This window comes from Streptantibioticus silvisoli (assembly GCF_027947535.2).
GTDB lineage: Bacteria > Actinomycetota > Actinomycetes > Streptomycetales > Streptomycetaceae > Streptantibioticus_C > Streptantibioticus_C silvisoli.
This window is the reverse complement of record NZ_JAAGKO020000040.1, coordinates 12870-32235: the sequence shown is the minus strand read 5'-3', so window position 1 is coordinate 32235 and position 19366 is coordinate 12870. Positions and strand designations below refer to the sequence as shown.

At 66.8% G+C, this 19366-nt stretch carries 18 protein-coding genes; 17 read left to right on the top strand and 1 reads right to left on the bottom strand.

All coding sequences use genetic code 11. The features are described from left to right. The first annotated feature begins 1 nt into the window (after nt 1). The 13 genes from POF43_RS23890 (at nt 2) to POF43_RS23830 (ending at nt 10789) form a co-directional block, all read left to right on the top strand. Complete coding sequence (locus tag POF43_RS23890; protein WP_271322112.1) at nt 2–1513, top strand: phage portal protein; 1512 nt, start codon at nt 2–4, stop codon at nt 1511–1513. Nucleotides 1514–1655: 142 nt separating this feature from the next. Next, nucleotides 1656–2642, top strand: coding sequence for a hypothetical protein (locus tag POF43_RS23885; protein WP_271322113.1), 987 nt, complete (start codon nt 1656–1658; stop codon nt 2640–2642). A gap of 74 nt (nt 2643–2716) precedes the next feature. Then, entirely contained in the window at nt 2717–3037 is a 321-nt protein-coding gene (locus tag POF43_RS23880) for a hypothetical protein (RefSeq protein ID WP_271322114.1), read from the top strand. Nucleotides 3038–3209: 172 nt separating this feature from the next. Further along, nucleotides 3210–5039: a DUF6582 domain-containing protein gene (locus POF43_RS23875; protein WP_282704743.1), complete on the top strand. Its 1830-nt coding sequence runs from the start codon at nt 3210–3212 to the stop codon at nt 5037–5039. Nucleotides 5040–5184: 145 nt separating this feature from the next. After that, the gene (locus tag POF43_RS23870; protein WP_271323110.1) at nt 5185–6564 is read left to right on the top strand and encodes an SU10 major capsid protein; all 1380 of its coding nucleotides are present in this window, start codon (nt 5185–5187) and stop codon (nt 6562–6564) included. Nucleotides 6565–6634: 70 nt separating this feature from the next. Then, nucleotides 6635–6949, top strand: coding sequence for a hypothetical protein (locus POF43_RS23865; RefSeq protein WP_271323111.1), 315 nt, complete (start codon nt 6635–6637; stop codon nt 6947–6949). 27 nt (nt 6950–6976) lie between these two features. Further along, complete coding sequence (locus POF43_RS23860) at nt 6977–7645, top strand: hypothetical protein (RefSeq protein WP_271323112.1); 669 nt, start codon at nt 6977–6979, stop codon at nt 7643–7645. 1 nt (nt 7646) lies between these two features. Further along, nucleotides 7647–8138, top strand: coding sequence for a hypothetical protein (locus POF43_RS23855; protein ID WP_271323113.1), 492 nt, complete (start codon nt 7647–7649; stop codon nt 8136–8138). A gap of 56 nt (nt 8139–8194) precedes the next feature. Beyond that, on the top strand, nt 8195–8401 hold the full coding sequence (locus POF43_RS23850) for a hypothetical protein (RefSeq protein ID WP_271323114.1): 207 nt from the start codon (nt 8195–8197) through the stop codon (nt 8399–8401). Continuing rightward, a complete protein-coding gene (locus tag POF43_RS23845; RefSeq protein WP_271323115.1) occupies nt 8398–9561 on the top strand; it encodes a phage tail tube protein in 1164 nt (387 codons plus the stop codon). Before POF43_RS23850 ends, POF43_RS23845 begins: the two co-directional genes overlap by 4 nt. 87 nt (nt 9562–9648) lie before the next feature. Beyond that, nucleotides 9649–10056, top strand: a complete 408-nt coding sequence (locus tag POF43_RS23840; RefSeq protein WP_271323116.1) for a hypothetical protein — start codon at nt 9649–9651, stop codon at nt 10054–10056. Between the two features lie 107 nt (nt 10057–10163). Beyond that, nucleotides 10164–10319: a hypothetical protein gene (locus POF43_RS23835; protein ID WP_271323117.1), complete on the top strand. Its 156-nt coding sequence runs from the start codon at nt 10164–10166 to the stop codon at nt 10317–10319. Beyond that, nucleotides 10316–10789: a hypothetical protein gene (locus POF43_RS23830; protein ID WP_271323118.1), complete on the top strand. Its 474-nt coding sequence runs from the start codon at nt 10316–10318 to the stop codon at nt 10787–10789. Before POF43_RS23835 ends, POF43_RS23830 begins: the two co-directional genes overlap by 4 nt. Here the strand turns inward: POF43_RS23830 and POF43_RS23825 are convergent. Beyond that, nucleotides 10786–11115 carry a DUF732 domain-containing protein gene (locus tag POF43_RS23825; protein ID WP_271323119.1) on the bottom strand — a complete coding sequence of 110 codons (330 nt, stop codon included), beginning with the start codon at nt 11113–11115 and terminating at the stop codon, nt 10786–10788. The two genes, POF43_RS23830 and POF43_RS23825, sit on opposite strands and share 4 nt — an antisense overlap. A gap of 42 nt (nt 11116–11157) precedes the next feature. Here POF43_RS23825 and POF43_RS23820 point away from each other — a divergent pair, with 42 nt between their 5' ends. Genes POF43_RS23820 through POF43_RS23805 form a run of 4 tightly spaced genes read left to right on the top strand, consistent with a single transcriptional unit; the run spans nt 11158 to nt 19337 of the window. Continuing rightward, entirely contained in the window at nt 11158–14979 is a 3822-nt protein-coding gene (locus tag POF43_RS23820) for a phage tail tape measure protein (protein ID WP_271323120.1), read from the top strand. Nucleotides 14980–14987: 8 nt separating this feature from the next. Next, entirely contained in the window at nt 14988–18395 is a 3408-nt protein-coding gene (locus POF43_RS23815; RefSeq protein ID WP_271323121.1) for a hypothetical protein, read from the top strand. Nucleotides 18396–18425: 30 nt separating this feature from the next. Next, nucleotides 18426–18983: a hypothetical protein gene (locus POF43_RS23810; RefSeq protein WP_271323122.1), complete on the top strand. Its 558-nt coding sequence runs from the start codon at nt 18426–18428 to the stop codon at nt 18981–18983. A gap of 9 nt (nt 18984–18992) precedes the next feature. Beyond that, a complete protein-coding gene (locus POF43_RS23805) occupies nt 18993–19337 on the top strand; it encodes a hypothetical protein (protein WP_271323123.1) in 345 nt (114 codons plus the stop codon). Nucleotides 19338–19366 lie beyond the last annotated feature (29 nt).

Sequence of the window (19366 nt, the reverse complement as noted above, 5' to 3'; positions counted from 1 at the left end):
CGTGGGCTGGGGCTCCAACCTCCTCAACCGTCTCCTCGGAGACCGCGACCCATTCCCGATCACCGAGGCGGCCACCCCGGGGCCGGCGAAGCTGCCCGAGCGGACCGGCTACGAGTACGGGGTTCCCCCGGGCGGTCTGACCGAGTACCGGCAGGGCATGGGTGCCTCGACCCAGACGGACCGGTCGTCGATGATGACCGAGTTGTACGAGGCGTACCTGTCGTGCCCTTGGTCGTGGGCATCGGTCACTGCGATCTCCCGCACTATCACCGCCGGCGGTGTCGTCACCGATTGGGACAACGACGATGGCGAAGGCGATCAGGAAACCCCCGACAAGCCTGCGGAAGTTTTGACGCTGGAGCGGCTGCTGGCCTACTGCAACCCGACTGAGGACATCCGCCAACTCCTCCGGAACGTCATCGTCGACCTCATGGTGTTCGGCGATGCGTTCATCGAGATCACCTGGGTCGGGAACCAACCGGTCGCCCTGTACAACCTCGACTGCCCCACTACATTCCCTCTCACGGACGAGCACGGCCAGGTCACTGGCTACGTGCAGACCACCGAGTTCGGGCAGCGCGCCCAATTCGAACCGCGTGAGGTCGTGCACATAGCCCTCGACGCGCCCCGCTCGGGTGTGTTCGGCGTTTCACCGACCCAAGCCGCTCTCTTGCCGATCACCACATGGCTTTTCGCGGCCAGCAACGGCAAGGAGATCTTCCGCAAGGGCCAGCCGCCCACGATTCACGTCGATTTCCCGGCGGGCATGTCACCCAGCGAGATGACGAAGTGGCTCAACCAGTACGCGGTACGGAACATCGGCCCCAGGAACCTGGGTGCGCCGATCACCACCAAGGGCGGCGGTACCGTCAACGAACTGTCCCAGGGCAAGGTCGCCGACCTGCAATCATTCCTGGACCAGAAGCGTGACGAGATCCTTGCCTGCTACGGCGTGCCCCCGTCAAAGGCGACCGTGATCGAATCCGGCAACCTCGGCGGTGGCACCGGTGAGAGCCAGGACAAGACGTTCCGCGTCAACACCTGCCAGCCCATCGCCGAGTTGATCCTGGAAAAGCTCAACTTCCACATCGCCCGACAGGGCTTCGGTGTCGCCGGCTGGCACATGAAGTTCCGCGACATCGACATGCGGGACTCCGCCACCATTGAGGACATCCGCGATCAGCGCCTGCGCAACGGCTCGTGGACCCTCAACCGCTACCGGGCCGAGATCGGCGAACCCCCCGTCGACGGTGGCGACGACCCCACGCTCGTCGACCGGCAGAACCTGGTGCTGTGGCGCGATATTGCCCGCATGTCCGCGGCGAACATTGCAGCCAAGGGCGCCCCCGCGGTCGCAGCCGGCGAACAGCCGCCCGGGGGCGAACAGATGGAACCCGAGGCGGACACGCCCCAAGGCGAACCTCCGGAAGAAAGCCATCAGGACCGGTACCGGCGGCGACTCCGCGAGGCTCTCGCTCGCCTCCCCGGAGGAGTCGATGAACGAGGACCGTGACGGGGCCGGCCAGGAAGACGCTCCGACGACCGAAGTCGAGACAGCGCTTGAACCTGGAACGCTACCGAGTCACCCCCTGCGTGCCAGCGACGTTCCGGCTCTTCTGCCGAAGGACATTGCCTGAGACGAAGGGGCCCGGTCTATGAGTGCCCACTCGATCGCACTTGCGGCCCGGGAGGCGTTTGCCGCCGGTTGGGCCGTGTCAGGCGGCCCGATGACTGGCCGGGTCCGTATCGCCTGCGTCGAAGCGGTCCGAATAGCGGTCGAGCAGGCCGATGATCCGCAGATCCTCGAAGCCACCCTGGATCTCGGCAAGCTGGAAGGCATGTGGGCCCTGCTGTTTCAGCGGCGGGAGAAGCTGACCGACCAGTACACGGCGGCCGTCACCACCGCCTGGCGAAAGCTCATCCGGCCTCGACTCTTCCGCGACGGACTGCATCACCTACGCGCCCAACTCGGTCTCGTCGAAGCCGCGCCCGATCCCGCTGCCATCAGGGCGGCAGCGTTGGCCGCGGCACGCGGCATCCTCGTTTCCCTGGCTACCACCTCCGGATGGGCGGCGCTACGTCAAACCATCCGCGACGCGCTAGCCGCCGGACGGGCCGAGGGGATCGTCAACGCCGTCGCCATCGCCGCCGAACGCGTCGGCCGCATTGGGCTCGACTGGGACATCGCATTCGACCACGCCTACCAGCAACTCGCCCGTCTCGACGAACTGTGGTCCGAAGCCGACACTTGGCTCGCCCGGCTTCTCGACCGGGCGACCACAGACCTTGGTCGCCTCCTGGCCGAACAAGCGGCTAACGGCGGTTCCTACGAGGACATGCTCGACGCGGCCAGCACGCTTCTCGACACCGCCGACGTGAACGCCGTCGCCTTCGTCGTCGACTGGGCTCTCACCACCGGCGCCGACCAGGGTGCGCTCACCCTCTATACCAGCGAAGGCGTCCAGGCCGTCGACTGGATCACCGCCGGCGACGGCCGCGTTTGCCCCACCTGCGAGGACAACGAGACCGGCAGCCCCTGGCAGATCAACTCCGTACCTCAGGCGCCTGCGCATCCACTGTGCCGGTGCGTCCTGGCCGCCGACATGAACCTCACCCGCTTCGCCGGCTGGTTCACAACCTGATCGGAGGAGCGGTGTACAACCCGATACCCCGCGAACTTTGGCGTCTGTCAGCCGCTGGCCCCACCACCCTGACCGTGACAGGCGCCAGCACGAACATCGACCTGATGTCGGTCACCGACGTGTGGCTGTCGGTCTCCATCACCGGCACGTCGACTGGGACGAGTCCGACCCTCACTGTCGGGCTCGATGTTCGAGACCCTGACGGCAACTGGTTTCCCAGCGTCTTGGCCGCGACCGAACTGACCGCCGGTCCCGGCCGGGTCTCCGCATGCGCTGGTCTGCACATGCCGTCTGCCGCGGCGATGGTGCTTCCACGGTGGGCGCGCGTTACCTGGACTATTGGGGGCACCAATCCCGTCTTTCCCGGCGCCTCGATATGCCTGGTCGGCCGGTGACGCCGGTGTACGACATCCCGAAGCGGCGCGAACGAGTCGAAGCCCTCGACGAAGAGACCTCGTTTGACGAACGCCTTGCCACAGCCATCGCCCACAGTCCGAAAGTCCGTGAAGCCGTCGCTCGGCTCGTCACTGACCTTCTTCACCGCGGCACGAAAGGACAACGCCACTGATGGCCACGATCGCCACCGTGACCGGGACCGCGATCCGGCCCGGTGTATCGAAGAACGGCCGCCTCTACACGGCCGACGCCATCGGCCGCATGGTTGCCCGCGGCCAGCAGCGCATTGCCGACGGCAGCATGCCGTTGACGACCCTCACCCACCACGATGCCGGTGACGATTCCACCCGAATTGTTGGGCGTATCACCGGCCTCAACCATGAGGCCGACGGGTCCGCCACCTACGAGGCGAACATCGTCGACACGAGTCACGGCCGCGATATCCACGGCCTGATCTCCGGCCCTGACCCGGTCCTGCGCGGCGTGAGCATCCGCGGCGCCTGGGTCGGTCCTGTACGCCGCATTCAGCACGAGGGACGCACTGTCGAGACCGCTGAAGACTTGGAACTCGACGGCCTCGACTACACCCGCAAGCCGGGCGTGGACGGCGCCGGTATCGCCTCGGTCAACGCCGCCGGCACCCAGCCACGCGAGTCGGACGGAAGCGAACGCATGCCGATCGTCGAAGCAGCCCCCGAGGCTTCGGTCGCTCTTGTTGAGGCCGTCACCCCGCCGATGTCCAAGCGTGACTCCGGTTTGAAGGGCGAGGGCGGTCCCTACGCCGACCCGGGCTATCTGAAGGACAAGAAGCAGCGCTACCAGATCGATACGAAGGCTCACGCCAAGGCCGCTTGGGCGTTCATCTCGAAGTCGGACAACGCCGCCCAGTACACCTCGGCTCAGCTCAAGCGGGTCAAACAGCGCATCGTCAAAGCCCTTAAGGGCTTCGGCGTCACCGTGGCGACAGCCGAAGGCTGGCTGATTGACCCAGCGACCGTCGTCACCGAGTCCCTGGCCGAGTGCTGGGACATGGACAGCCCGTCGGGCGCCATGTACCTGTCGCTGACCAACGGGCCGACCACGGTCACCGTCTCCTCCGCGGTCCTTGACCCGCACGACCTCGGCATCGTCGGCCGGGCAGCAATGGGCGGCGCCTGCGATGCTCTGATGGCCTTGGACCCGGACATGGACGCCGACATCGACCTGCCCGGTGCTCCCGGCGAAGACACCGACAGCGACGAGGACACCGTGGCCACCACCCCCGGATCGGCTTGCTCGTGCGGCTGCGGATGCGCCGTCCCCCATCCGATGGCCGTCGCCGACGGCTGCCCTTGCGGATGCGGCTGCGACATATGCAAGTCCGTGAGTCCCGACGCCGACGAGAGCATCAGCCTTCCGACGGCCACCCTCGAAGAGGCGAGCGGCGAGATCGCCCCCGCTCTCGTAGACGGCGTCACCCAGACTTCGGCACCGGACACGCCGGCCGCCGACCCCACCCAGGAGAAGGAGCCCGCCATGGCGGAGTCCACCCCCACCCCGGCGGCCGACACCCCGGGAACCGACAACGGCATCAACGCCCTCGGGGCGAAGATCGACAAGCTGAGCGATGCCCTCGCGGGCTTCGTCACCGCCATGGCACCCAAGCCGGCCGAGGCGGCGCCCGCACCGGTGGCACCGGCTGTCGAGTCCGCCCCGGCCGTCGCTCCGGTGGTTGAGGAGACGCAGGAGCAGATGATCGCCCGTCTCGTGGCCGAAGGGGTCAAGGCGGCACTGCCCGGGGCCGTGCAGGAGACCGTCGAACGGCAGGGGCCGCCGTCCCGAAAGGGCTACGTCCAGCCGGTCACCGAGACCACCACCGCGCACGAACCGGGCCTGAACTCTCACGGCGCCCCCGCCGAGTGGCCGGACAAGCCGCTGCACCAGTACACCCCGGACGAGCGCGCCCGGTTCTTCGGCCCGGCCCTGCGTCAGCACGTCCTCCAGGATCGCTTCCGCGGCTGACTCGACCCCTCGGATTCACCTGACCGCCAGCTCGCACGGCTGGTGCCGAACGGCAGCGATGGTCCCCAACCCCCAGGCCCCGCCACCCCTGTGACGGGGCCTTCGCCATGCCCGTCCTGCGGGCTATCGCTCCCAAGGAGCCAGCATGTCCGAGCTGCGTGAAGCGCTCAACGCCGCGGGTGCCAGTGCACTCGTCCCGAAGATCATCGACCCGATTCTGCTGGAGTACCAGCGCCGCTACAGCCCCCTCGTGCGGTCCATCCCGACCGTCCCGTGGGCCGCCGACACCTACTACTTCAACCAGCGCACGAGCGTCGCCGCCGGCGGTTTCGTGCCGGACGGTGGAGCCCGCCCGGTCGCCAACTCGGCTTACCTGCAGGCGAAGTTCGACATGAAGCACGTCCAGGTCGTCGGTGCCGTCACCGGCTACGCGCAGCAGGTCACCCGCCAGGTCATCGGGGATCTGCGAGAAACGGAAATCGAGGGCTCCATTCGGGGCCTGTACTGGGACATCGAGACCGGCATGTGCTGGGGCAACGCCGCCTCCACCGCGACCGGCGCCCAGCCCCAGTTCGACGGTCTCGACACCCAGATCGCCACGTTCACCGGCGGCTTCCAGAACGCCCAGGACAAGGCCGGCGCCAGCCTGACGCTGCCCATGCTCGACGAGCTGATCGACATGGTCGAAACCAACGCGGCCATGCCCGTGTTCGACGACACCTGGCAGATCGTCCTGTCGAACACCGCCGCCTCGAAGATCGCCCAGCTTCAGCAGTCGAGCCAGCGCTACGTCGACACGGTTGAGGTCGCCGCCGGCCTCATCGTGCCGACCTACCGCAACATCCCCCTGGTCAAGACCTCGTTCCTCCAGGCCCGCGGCTACTCCGTCGGCACCGTCGCCACCGCGACCGCCACCACGGGTGGTTCGCTGCCGGCGTCGTCGACCTACAAGTACGTGATCTCCGCGGTCGTCGCACGGCAGGGTGAGATCGGGGCGTCCGCCGAAGTTTCCCAGGCCACTGGCTCCGGCACCTCCACCAACACCATCACCCTGAGCTTCTCCAGCCCCGCCGGTCTCGACGGACTTCAGCCGCAGCTGTACAAGGTCTACCGGACCTTGGCCGGTGGAGCGACGGGCACCGAGACGTTCCTCGGCTACGTGGATGGCACCGTGGGCCTCGCCGCCGACGGCGTCACCCCGATCCTCACCACGTCGATCGTGGACACCGGCACCGCGCTCGTCCCGCAGAACAGCTCGACTGTTCCCGCGACGCTGCCCGTCCAGTACTACGGGACCAACGCGAACCTGCTGCCGCCGTCGACCGGCCAGGAGAACATCTACCTGATCAGCCGTGACCGCAACAACGTCGTCCGCCCCTACGTGCGCGAGGCCGAACCGCTCGACGTGTACCCGACGACCGCGTCGCCCGACACGCTGCCCTACGCGGTCATCTCCGACACCACTCTCGCGGTCCGTGCGCCGCGGTTCACGGGCCGTCTCGCCCGCGTCGGCGTCAGCGTCTGACCCCACCGGGGCGGCGCCGTATCGGTCGCCGCCCCGGCCCCCACCGTCAATCCGAACAGCAGGAGCCGCCATGCCCACCGTCCCCGTCCGCAAACAGACCGCCGGATCCGACTCCTACGGCCACACCTGGGGGCGCGACGGCGACGTCGTCCAGGTCGACTACGACGAAGCCATGGAACTCGTCGCCATCCCCGATGGCGGCTTCACCGTTGACGATCAGGGCGATTCCTCCGCTGACAAACAGCCGTCCGGGGGCGGCGAGGCGCCGAGCGCGATCGTCGAACCCGCCCTGGACGCCGAAATGTCGGAAGTCGACCCGAAGGACGACGACGCCACCGACAGCACCGCGAAGAAGACCCCCGGCCGCCGCCGCACGACCTCCTGACGACAGCGGGACGAGAAGGGCGATCACGTGGCTGACGATGCCCCCGTACCGCTGGCCACCTCCGACCAGATGCAGCAGGGCCAGTTCGCGGACCTGGTGCGCGACTACTCCTCCGATGCCCTCGACCAGCTCATGATCGAGGCCACCAGGGAATGCGAAGGTACCTGCGGCCGGCGACTCGCACCGTTCACACAACTTCCCGAGTCACATCGGGCTGAGGGCATCGACCCGGACGAGTATGCCGATTCTTCGAACCTCCCCATGGACATCCAGGGGACGCTCGGCCGTTCCTACGCCGACTCCCTGGGGGCCAGTTCCCTGGTTCGACATGTCTGGCTCAACGAGACGGCACCTCGATACGCCGATCTGTGGTCCTACGACAACCTCAACGTCAGCTTGGTCCGCTCCTACGGCGGCACCGAGACCGTGACCGCAGGACAGCTTCTCTCCACCGACTCGGACACTGGCCACGTCTTCTTCCAACTGGGCCTTTACCTGCCGATCGGCACGAACATCCGCATCACCTACGACGGCGGTTACAAGACCATCCCCGCCGATCTGGTGCGAGCCTGCAAACTCGTCGCAGCTGTGAACGCCCTCGCCGAGATCGACCCAGCCGGAGCCCAGTTCGGCCACGACCCCGGCGCTCTCTCAGATCGGGCGGAGAAGATCCTCGCCAACTACCAGCGGGGGTGAAATGTCGACCGCTGACGCTGTCGCCCGAGAAGCGGCATGGCTGGCCGCCTACGACCCCACCGACGGACTCCCCGCCCTCCTGCGGACGTCCGGAGGACCGTTCGACGTCGTTCAGGCGTATCTACCGCGCACACCGCCTGCACGCCGCGCTTGCTTGTTCGTCCTGCGCAGCGGCATCCACGTCGAACGATTCGGCTTCAACCGCAAAATCAACCACCACACGTTCAGCCTGCGCATCACCTGGCCCCAATCGTCAGGGACCGGGCAAGCCGAATCCGTCCAGTCAGACCTCGACGAAGCCGTCGACCTCATTCTCCAACGAGTCAACGGCCTGTTCGGCGACAAGACCCACGGGGCTCGATTCCTCAGCGTCGCCGAGAACCCCATGGACATCGACGTCCAGTTCGACGACCCGGACATCACCCTCCAGCCCCGGGCCGACCTGACAGCCCGCATCACCTACCAGGGCGACGACCAGGACTACACATCCTGACCCTTCTTTCTCGCGCCCGCCCGGTCGCGACCTCACCACGCTTGCAGGAGCCCGCTGTGCGCCAGCGCAACACCACCGGCTCGGCCTGGACCGTAGCGGGCGACACGCCCCAACGGATCGAGGTCGGCGGAACCCTCGACCACTCTGTCCTCCTGGACGGCTGGAGCGCCATCGACGACGAACCCCCAACCAGAGCCCCCATGCCGGACCCCAAGCCAAGCAAGCGGAACGCCGCGGACACCGAAGGAGGTGAGCCGCAGTGACCCAGCTCGGACGGCTCGGATACGTCGGCATCGCCAAGGAGACCACCCAGGGAACGTGGGCCACGCCCACCTACTACCTGCCCGTCACCAAGGGCGACGCCGAGATCGACTACGACCAGCTGCAAGACCTGTCGTACCGGAACAACGACTCGAACCTGCAGGGCCTCTACCAGGGCGCGGGCCAGTCGGCCGTCGACCTGGAGTTCGCGGCCTACCCGGACTCCATCGGCTACGCCCTGCGGATCATCGGCCCGGACACCGTAACGGCGGGCGTCTCCACGACCCTCTCGTCGGCAACGACCGCGGGCGCAACGTCGATCAGCGTCCCGACGTCGATCCCGGCCGCTTCCACCATCATGATCGACACGGGTGGCAAGGCAGAGTACGCCATCACCGGCACCCCGAGCGGCTCCGGCCCGTACACCATCCCCATCACCACCCCGGCGAGCGGCCTCACCTACGCCCATGCATCGGCTGCCACCGTAGTCAGCCAGACCACCCACACCTTCAAGCAGTCCCCGACCACAGCGAAGCCCACCTGGTCCATCACTGAGTGGAACACCGTCGACATCTGGGGCTACCCCGGCTGCATGCTGTCTGACGTCGACATCAAGGTCGACCCGAAGGCGATCTGCACCATCGACGCCAAGTACACCGGCTGGATAGGCGCCATCCAGAACGGGCCGCTCACCCCGGTGTTCTCCGAGCCCGCCCCGCTCCTCGGCTGGCAGTTCACCATGACCAACGCCGGTGCCACATCGACCCGCGGCCTGACCTACGACCTGTCCCTGAAGCGCGCCACCGAAGCCATCCACGGGTCCAACGGCACCCAGCAGCCGCGCGAGGTGTTCTCCGCAGTCCTCGACGCCGACATCACCTACAAGGCGATCTACGAGAACGAGACGGACTACAACCTCTACCTGCAGGCCCTGCAGAACAACCCGACCAGCATGACGCTCACCCAGCCCGTCGGCGCCGGTGTCGATGCGGCCGGCTGCTTGCTGACGCTCACGACCACTCAGCCCGGCTGGTCCAAAGGCAAGCCCGATCTGTCCGGCGCCTACGTGACCGCGGACTTCACGATCAACGGCATCTTCAACGCCACCGACTCCGGGTCGATCCAGGCCGTGCTGAAGAACTTCGTGACGACCGCCTACTGATGAACTCCCTGGCTGGGCGGCGCGTGAGGGCGTCGCTGCCCAGCCAGGGTCCACGCCCTCAACGCCCTCGATCCACAGGAGAACCCCATGTCCGGCTACAACAACCGCTTCGTGCTCCTCACCTTCCCCGAACTCGGCGAGAAGGTGTCCGTGCTGCTGCGCAACCCCAAGCTCCAGCCGCCGAACGATCTCACACCCGAAGACGTACCGGTCGACGCCGACGGCGAGCCGGTCGACCAGAAAGACGCCGAGCGGGCCGTGTACAAGATGGTGGCCGGGCTGATCGTCGACTGGCGCGTGTACGACGCATCCGCCAGCGGCGAAACCCCCGCCATCGACCTGGACGCCGACGACCTCGACGCCCAGATGGCCGCCCTCGAAGCCGCAGACCAGGTACGCCTCGACAAGGTCACCCCCGAGAACGTTGCCCGGCTGCCCATGGCCATCCTCAACCGCATCAGCGAGGAGATCGGCCGGGTCGCGGACCCTCAGTAGGCCCCGGCTCCCCGTACTACGAGGACGTCCTCCTGCCCGTCGAATCCATCATCGGCGGCACATGGGCGTCCAACGAGGCGCCAGCCGAGTGGGCCGACTACATCCTCATGAGCCGCATGCACTGGTCCTGGGACCAGCTCCAGGCCACGCCCCTATACGTCCGCCGTTACGTCCTCGACTTCCTCGGGATCATCGCCGAGCACGAAGAACGCGAGTCGGAACGCGAACGCCGGAAAGCCGAACGGCAACAACGAACGAGGTGAGCGCCTTGCCCGAGCTACGCCCAGGGATGTTCACGCGCCTCTTCGCCGAGATCGCGGCCGACGGGCAGAAGCGGGCTCACACCATGCTCACCGGCCTGGCCCTGGCGGTCGAAAGACAGGCCAAGGTCAACGCTTCATCCGGCGCCCACAAGTACGGCACGCCTACCCCTGCCCGCCCGGGGGCGGGCCCGGCGGTCATCTCAGGGACGCTCCGCCGCTCCCTGACCCACAGCCCGATCATCTGGACGGGCGGAGGTTGGGAAACCAAGGTTGGCACCGCCGTCGGCTTCAACCCGCCCTACGGGAAGAAGAAGACCCCCGCGAACCTGTACGGCAAATACCTGGAGACCGGGCTCCGCAACGGAGCTACCTACCCGTTCCTCAAACCGGCCCTGAGCTTCGCCACCAGGGTCGTAGCGCCGCAGCTGTACCAGGCCGCGTTCCGCACTGGGGGCTGGCCGCGGCTCTAGCCGCCCAACTTGGTCTTCTGGCCAGGGCAGTAGGCCGGCACGGCGGATCCGATCAAGGCCTCGGCTTCCTTCGTCGAGTAGCCCAACTTCACGTAGGCGACTGCATTCGCGAGGCCACCCTTCTTGAGGCGGGTGCAGATGTCGGGCCCTTCACCGCTCAAGGTGGACGCCAACTTGTCCACAGGTATCGCACCGAAATCGTCCGGATCAGCCTGCTGAACCGCCACCGCGTAAAGCTGGTCGGTCTTGCTCGGAGCCGAACTGCCGCACCCAGAGATGGTCAGCACGGCAAACACGGCAACGGCGATCGGCCCCTGGATTCTCATGCCGCCTCACCGTAACGACTCCACGGGCAGGGGGAGACCGACATGGCTGAAGTCGCCGACCTCTACACGGTCCTGCGCGCCGAGACCGCTCCGTTCACCCGCGGTATGGCGGACGCTGCAGAGTCCGGTGAGTCGTTCACGGCCAAAATGGGTGGCGTCAGTGGCCTGATTACGAAGATCGGTAAGGCGACGACGCTCGCGGGCGCCGGTGTCGCTGTCGCCGCGGTGAAGATGGCGGGCGACTTCCAGCAGCAGACGAACGTCCTCGTCACCGCGGCGGGCGAGCAGAAGAAGAACCTCGCCGCAGTTCGCAGCGGGATCCTGTCGATCGCCTCCGCCACGGGCACCCCGTGGCAGCAGCTCACCGACGGCATGTACCAAGCGGAGAAGGCCGGGTTCAGCTTCGCCAAGGGCGGCCTCGACGTCGTCCGTACTGCCGCGGAAGGCGCCCGCGAGGAGGGCGCCCCGCTCAACGATGTCGTCTCCGCGATGACGACCGTCATGAAGAATTACAACCTGCCTGCATCGAAGTCGGTGCAGGTCATGAACGCGCTCAAGACCGCTGCCGGCGAGTCGAAGGCCACGTTCGCCGAGTTTGCCACCGCACTCCCGACGGTCCTGCCAGCCGCCTACGCGGCGAAGGTGTCGTTCGCTGACGTCGCCGGAACGCTCGCGACGATGACGCAGCACGGGGAGACGGCCCAGCACGCCGCACAACTCATGTCGGGTACTCTGCGCGGCCTGCAAAAGCCGAACTCGGTCGCCGTCTCCACTCTGAACCAGTTGGGCCTGACCACGCAGCAGGTGTCGAAGGATCTCGGCACGCAGGGGCTGTCCGGAACGCTGAACACGATTGTCAACGCGATCCAGTCGAAGATGGGCCCGTCCGGCCTGTACGCGGCCGGGGTGTTCAAGCAGTCCGCGCAGGCCGCGCAATCGCTTCAGGCGATGCTCGGGAAGATGCCGAGCGGATTGAGGTCGGCGGCGCAGGCGTTCGAGAACGGCAAGATGTCGGCCTCAGACTTCAGGCAGACGTTCAAGGGCCTCGGCGCGGACGGCTACGCCATGGGCTCACAGTTCATGGAGTTGGTCACAAAGTCGAAGGGCTTCTCCGACGGCGTGAAGTCTGGCAACGGCTCGCTCGCCACCTTCGCCGACCTGCTGTCGAAGGCCACTGGGGGGCAGTCGGGCCTACAGACAGCGCTGTTGACGACCGGGAAGAGCGCCAAGGGCACGAGCGACAACGTCGCGAAGGTGGCGAAGTCATACGGCGACGCCAGCAGCAGCGTCGAGGGCTGGAAGTCGACGAGCCAGTTGTTCAACGTGCAGATGGGGAAGCTCAAGCAGCAGCTTGACGTCGTCCTCATCACCATCGGCTCGAAGTTGATACCGGCCATCCAGTCGTCGATCAGCTTCTTCATGCAGCACAAGACGGCGGCCGAGGCGCTGGCCGGCGTCATCGGCTCGGTGCTGCTCGGATCGGTCGTCAAGTTCATATCCGGTGCCCTAACACCGCTGATCAAGGGCATCGCCGGGATCGGCAAGGCCATCGGGAACGTGCCCTGGTCGAAGATCGGGTCCGGCGCTTCCTCTGGGCTGTCTTCGGCTCAGAGCGCCTTCGAAACGCTGCGCCTGAAGGGCATGTACGCCTGGGACGGAGTCAAGAGCGCCGGTTCCAAGTCGGCAAGCGCTATCAGCCGCGGCTTCAGCACAGCTTGGTCCGGGATCACTTCCGGGGCGTCGAAGGCCGCCTCTGGCGTGAGCAAAGCAGCCTCGTCCGTCGGCAGCGCCTTCTCTACGGCTGCGGGGAACGCCGCGACGCTAGGCAGCAAGATCGGTTCGGCTGCGAAGGCTGGCGCCGCCAGCGCGTGGAGTGGTCTCGTCTCCGCAGTGAAGGGTGTCGGCGGCGCCTTGAAGACGGCCGCCCTGGCGGCACTGGACTTCTCGCGTAAAGCACTGACCGCAACGATCGCCGCCGCCCGACAGGCCGGCGCGTTCGTCATCGAGAAGACGGCTGCGCTGGCCTCGGCCATCGCCGAGAAGGCGATGGCAGCGGCTCAATGGCTTCTGGATGCGGCGATGGACGCCAACCCGATCATGCTGATCGTCCTCGCCATCGCCGCGCTGGTGGCGGGTTTGATCTACGCCTACAACCACTGCAAGACCTTCCGCGACATCGTTCAGGGCGTCTTCCAGGATGTGGGAGCCGCGGCCATGTGGCTGTGGCACAGCATCTTCGAACCGGCCTGGGACGGCATTGTCGACCTGCTGAAGGCGGCCTGGTCGTTCATCGCCGCCTACGTGAAGACGTACATCGACATCGTCAAGGGCATCATCCAGGTGGGCCTCGACCTCATCCACGGAGACTGGTCGAAGGCTTGGGCGGACGTGAAGTCCGCGTTCTCAAGCGTATGGTCCGACCTCAAGGGCCTGGCGTCCACCGGCATCGGGCTGATCAAATCCACGATCCTCAACGCTCTGGGTGGTGCTTCGAGCTGGCTGGTTGCCGCCGGCCGTAATGTCATCAACGGTCTGGTTAGTGGCATCAAATCCGCTGTCGGTTCGGTTACGGGGGCAATCTCCAGCGTCACGAAGGAGATCAAGGACCACCTCCCGTGGAGCCCGGCGAAGAAGGGCCCGTTGTCCGGTTCGGGTTCGCCTCAGATCGGCGGCCGGAACATCGGCATGCAGATCGTGGCCGGCCTGCACTCGTCGATCGAGGGCTCCACCGGAACGATGACCCAGACCATGCGTGGCATGGCCACCACCGTCATGGGGACTTTCGCCGACGAGTTGGGCATCGCGTCGCCGAGCAAGAAGTTCGCCAGCTTCGGCGCGTGGATCATCTACGGCCTCGTCCAGGGGCTCACTGGCAGTACCGCCACGGTGAAGGCCACCACGAAACGGCTCTCCACTGACCTGTACACCGATTTTCAGGGGCACACCGGGATCCGCCGATACGTCTCCCAGGAGAACGCGGCCCTCACCAAGCTGGCCGAACATCGTGACTCCATCGCCACCAAGCTCAAAGCGGCGAACAAGAATCTGGCCAGCCTGGAGACGGACTTCTCGAAGGAGAAGACGTCGGTGGCCAGCAGCATCATGCAGGGCCTATCCGGTATCGCACCGGACGCCGCTGACGGCTCCACCCTGTCCAGCGCGGACGTGGTCGCGAACATGCGGTCCCAGTTCCAGCAGGCACAAGCTTTCGCCGTTCAGCTCCAGCAGCTCCAGAAAGAGGGGTTGTCGAGCAACCTGATCCAGCAGTACGCCCAGGCCGGTGTGGCGCAGGCCGGTGCCACGGTTGCCGCGCTCGCATCGGGGCCACAGTCGGCTGTCGCCCAGATGAACCAGTACCAGAAGAGCCTCCAGACCTCGGCGAACTCCGTGGGCACCTCGGTGGCCAACTCCATGTACGGGGCCGGTATCAACTCGGCGAAGGGCCTGGTGAAGGGCCTGAAGTCGCAAGAGTCGGCGATCGAGAAGGAGATGGACAAGATCGCCAAATCGATGCAAGGGGCGATCAAGAAGGCGCTGGGAATCAAGTCGCCGTCCACGGTCATGGCCGAACTGGGCGACTACACGGCACAAGGCATGGCCGTCGGCATTAACCGATCCAGCAAACAGGCCGCAATCGCCGCCCAGGGCATGGCCATGTCGGTCCGGCAGGCCGCCAGCCTCGGCCCCCTGGGGGCAAGCTCCGCCACAGGATCAACCGCCGCCGCCGCGGGCGGGAACACCTACATCACCATCAACGTGGCGGGCAACGCCGTCACCGAGAACCAACTGGTCGATAGCATCGAAACGGCGATGCTCCGCAAGGGCATGCGCCGCCCCGTCGCCTACACCAACTACAAGCGATAGGGGTTGCCGTGGCGAACCCGAAGATCGGCACCCTCGCGGACGATTTCACCGGCGCGATCAACACCGTGCTGTGGGGGGCGATCACGGCGGGTGCGGCAACGCTGGACACGGTCAACAACCAGGTCCAGCTCGCCATACCCACCACCTCGGGTACCGTCAACTCGTTCGGAACGACCGCGGTGTACGACGCAACCAGTTCGTCGGTGGCTGCCCGGGTGGGGGTGGCGGCGAACGGGAACGGCTCGACCAAGACGGTGGCGCGGGTTCGGCGCGACGCCAACAACTCGATCGCCATGGCCGTCGAAGCGGGCGCCTTCCACCTGAACCTGATGACCGCCGGCAGCACCGTCACCACGGTCCTACCGGCCTACAGCCCGGACACTCACCGCTGGTGGCGCATTCGGGAAGCGACCGGCACGTTCTACGCTGACACCTCTCCGGACGGGCTGAACTGGACCCAGCAGGCGTCTGCGGCCTACACGTGGGACGCGACCGCCGTCACCTTGGCGTTCGAGTCCCAGGCGGCTGCTACCGAGGTCAGCGGGAACCTGTCGCTGATCGCGAACGTGAACACGCGGCGAGGAGGGGCCGCGAACCAGAATTGGCCTACCGTCGTCGAGGCGTGGGGGCCGTCGCAGACCGTCAACGGTGCGACGTCACCGGTGACGAATCTGGTCGCGTTGACCGGCCGCACTCAAGGCGCCACCTCGGTCAAGCGCGGTCGCCAGTACGAGCTGGACGAGATCCAGTCCGGTACCTACGACGTCACCTTGGCCAACAAGGACGGTTCTCTCGACCCGCTTAACAGTGGGGGCCCGTGGTACGGGCACGTGCTGCCCTACCAGCCGTACCGCAAGCACGCCCAATGGCCGCCGACCCCGAACCTCATGTCCCAGTATCTGGCGACCGGCGGCGACATCGGCGGTGCCGCCGGGCTGATCCCCGCGACGGCACGGGTCTCCTCAGGCACGGACACCTCCGGTGGAAGCGTCGTCGCAACTGCGGGCGCTTGGCAGGGCGGCAACGTCCTTCAGTTCGCCGTCCCCGTCTCCACAGCGTCGGGGACGGCGATCTGCTACACGGCTCGGGTCGCTCCAGATCCAGGGCAGCCGGTTGCTCACACGGTACGGGCGCGGTGCGTCACGGTCTCCAGCAGCCTGTCGGCTCAGGCGTTCATCGCCTTCTACACCGCCGCTGGCGTGTTGGCCAGTCAGACCAACGGTGCGGCGACAACGCTTACGGGTGGAACGCCCGCAGCTTGGTCCACGCTGGCGGTCTCTGTTGCAGCGTCCCCGACGGGTGCGGCATACATGGTGGTGGGCGTGCAGACGGCGTTGACCGCCACGTCCACAGCGAACATCCAGGCCGACGGTTGGCAGGTTGAGAAGGCCCCTTCTCCTTCAGCTTGGGTAGCCCCCGGTACCTGGTCGCCGATCTACGCGGGGTTCGTGGAGCGCTGGCCGTCCACCTGGACTATGTCCGGCACCTACGGTGTGGTCAGTGCGACCGCGGTGGACGCCTTGGCCATGCTGTCGCAGGTCACCTTGACCGACCCGCTGTCGCAGGAGATTCAGTATCGCAGCCCGCGGTATCTCTACCCGCTGTCCGATCCGGGCGGGGTGCAGGCGGCCACCGACAGTACCGGCGCCAATCCGGTAGCACCCGTCGGGAACGGCAAATACGGCTCCGGAACAGTGACCTTTGGTACGAGCATCACCGCGTCCGCAGCCAGCGGAACTTACCTGAACGACAACAGCGTCGCCACATTCACTACGACCACCCCCGGCGCTGGAACCGGCGCGATCAGTTTCCTGGACCTGACCAAGGCCGGCATCGTCGCCCCGGTCGGCGGGACGTGGACCCGCATGATCGCGTTCCGTTGGTCAGGTGGAACCGCCCCGACGGGCGAGGCCGATATCTGGGCGGCCACCGCCGGAAGCGCCACCCTGGCGCAGCTCCGTAACCAGCTGATCCTCTGCCTCGACAATACCGGGGCGCTGAGCTTCAGATTCGGCAACAGCAGCGCCGGAACTTCCAGTGTGGCCGCTGGTGGCGGCGATGTCGCCGACGGAAACTGGCACTTGGCCCTCTTCGGTTACTCCGGCATCACTAGCGCGAACATGTTCGTCTCCATCGACGGCGGCTACAACACGGCCTCTCCTGGAGGAAGCGCAGCGAGTTGGATCCCGTCCGGGCTGGTCTCGAACACGGTCGGCGCGAACTACGACGTCACTACACATGCGGCGTTGAGCGCGTTCGCGGGCGACATCTCCTATGTTGCCGAGTTCCCGACGGCTCTGTCTCCGGCCGATTGTGCGGCGTTGTACGGGGCGTGGCGGTCGCAGTGCGCAGGTGAGTCCACGGACGCCCGGTACGCGCGGATCCTGCGCTACGCCGGCTACACGGGTGGCACATCGCTCCAGGCCGGGCTGACCACCAACATGGGGCCGGCGAGCGACCTCTCGGGGACGGACGCGTTCAGCGCCCTCGAAGCCGTAGTCGATACCGAGGCGGGGAGTCACTTCGTCGCCCGAGATGGGACGGTTACCTTCCAGTCCCGCGGTAACCGGTACAACTCCTTGGCGCCCGTCTACACGTTCGGGGAGAACACGGCGTCCGGCGAGTGGCCTTACGAGGACTGCCAACTCGACTACGACCCGACCCACTTGGGCAATCAGGTGCAGGTCACCCAGCAGTCGACCAACCAGATCTTCAGCGCCCAGGACTCCACCAGCATCGCCGAGTACTTTCCGCGCTCCCTCACCCGCACCGTCAACGCCGCATCAGCAGCAGAGTGCCAGGACGCGGCCGGGTACCTCGTCTCCCGGTACAAGCAGCCGCTCGTCCGCGTGGACAGCATCAAGCTGCACCCGTCGGCGTTCCCGTCGCTGTGGCCGGTCTGTCTCAGCCTGGAACTCGGCATGCGAGTTCGTGTGATGCGCCGGCCACCGTCGCCCGCAGCTCCGATCCAGGTCGACTGCTTCATCGAGTCCATCCAGGTCGACATGGACGACACCGGCGAAGCGTTCTGGACGCTCCAGTGCTCCCCGGTTGATCCGCTGCTGTACGGGGTGTTCGCCGCGTTCCACACGACGCTGGCCACAGCGGCTTCAACGGGCGCGACGACCGTCACGATCAACGCCGGTCAGGACAGCACCAACCCGGCGGCAGCCCAGCTCGCAGCCGGTCAGCAGCTCGTCCTCGGTCAGGGCACCGCGAACGCGGAGACCGTCGCGATCCTGTCCGTCGGCGCCACCACGACCGGGTGGACGACGGCGACACTGACGCTCACTGCGGCCACCACCAAATCGCACTCGGCTGGTGACGTGGTCTGCGAGCCACTCCCAGCGGGCGTCACCGACCCCAGCACCTGGGACATCGTCGCCAAGTTCGACTCTTCCTCCTTCGCCTACTGACCACCGGGCGTGAGCCCGGAAAGGACAAGCATGGGCCGCACCGCCCCGCTCGCCGCAACCGAAGCACCGGGCAACTACATCACCAGCGCCCTCTGGAACGCCCAGGTCCAGGCCACGCTCCAGTGGATGTTCGGCACCGGCAGCAACGGCGTGCCGCGCTTCAAGGGCTACGCGACCGTCGCCCAGTCCGTCGCCACCGGCACCACCAACGTGTCGATACTCCTCGACAGCGAGGTCTACGACAGCGACGGCGGCCACTCCACCACCACCCAGACGTCCCGCTACACCGTCCAGGTCGCCGGAACCTACCTGATCCACGCCCTCGGCGGATTCGTCAGCAACACCACCGGCACCCGCGAACTGGGAATCATGGTCAACGGGGTCAGCATCATCGGCTCCACCACCCAGGCCGGGCCACCATCGACCGGCAACAGCTGGGTCGGATCGATGCTCACCGCGACCCAGTTGAACGTCGGCGACTACGTCGAGATGCAGATGTGGCAGTCCAGCGGTTCCACGCTCGCCACCGCCACCACGGCCACGACCGCGTTCGGGCCGATGCTCGCCCTCCAATGGATCTCTAACTAGGAGACCTCGTTGTCCTTGCCCTGTGCCGCTGTCGGCGGCTGCTCGAACCCGGCCGCCGTCGTGTGGACGCGCCGACCGACCGCCGCCGAACTGGTGGAGATCGCCGCGACCCAGCCGGAGTACGCCCCGCCGCCGACCGAGGACACGGTGACGGTCCCGGTGTACGCGTGTACCGTGCACGCCATCAGCATGGACCTCGCCGCCCACGTGCACGAATCGATCTGCACGGCACCGAACCCGCCGGACCTGCCCGGGTGCAACTGCACCCCGGAACCGCTGCCGGACGACCCGGACCCGCAGGACGTCACCGCCGCAACCGTGCTGCCGGACCACTGGCAACCCCCCAACGCCTGAACCACCGCTTCACCCCGAGCCCCGAGCCG

Coding starts and splice junctions, on each gene's coding strand:
- POF43_RS23885 (WP_271322113.1), top strand. CDS start 1,656: ATGAGTGCCCACTCGATCGCACTTGCGGCCCGGGAGGCGTTTGCCGCC.
- POF43_RS23875 (WP_282704743.1), top strand. CDS start 3,210: ATGGCCACGATCGCCACCGTGACCGGGACCGCGATCCGGCCCGGTGTA.
- POF43_RS23870 (WP_271323110.1), top strand. CDS start 5,185: ATGTCCGAGCTGCGTGAAGCGCTCAACGCCGCGGGTGCCAGTGCACTC.
- POF43_RS23865 (WP_271323111.1), top strand. CDS start 6,635: ATGCCCACCGTCCCCGTCCGCAAACAGACCGCCGGATCCGACTCCTAC.
- POF43_RS23855 (WP_271323113.1), top strand. CDS start 7,647: ATGTCGACCGCTGACGCTGTCGCCCGAGAAGCGGCATGGCTGGCCGCC.
- POF43_RS23840 (WP_271323116.1), top strand. CDS start 9,649: ATGTCCGGCTACAACAACCGCTTCGTGCTCCTCACCTTCCCCGAACTC.
- POF43_RS23835 (WP_271323117.1), top strand. CDS start 10,164: ATGAGCCGCATGCACTGGTCCTGGGACCAGCTCCAGGCCACGCCCCTA.
- POF43_RS23825 (WP_271323119.1), bottom strand. CDS start 11,115: ATGAGAATCCAGGGGCCGATCGCCGTTGCCGTGTTTGCCGTGCTGACC.
- POF43_RS23820 (WP_271323120.1), top strand. CDS start 11,158: ATGGCTGAAGTCGCCGACCTCTACACGGTCCTGCGCGCCGAGACCGCT.
- POF43_RS23810 (WP_271323122.1), top strand. CDS start 18,426: ATGGGCCGCACCGCCCCGCTCGCCGCAACCGAAGCACCGGGCAACTAC.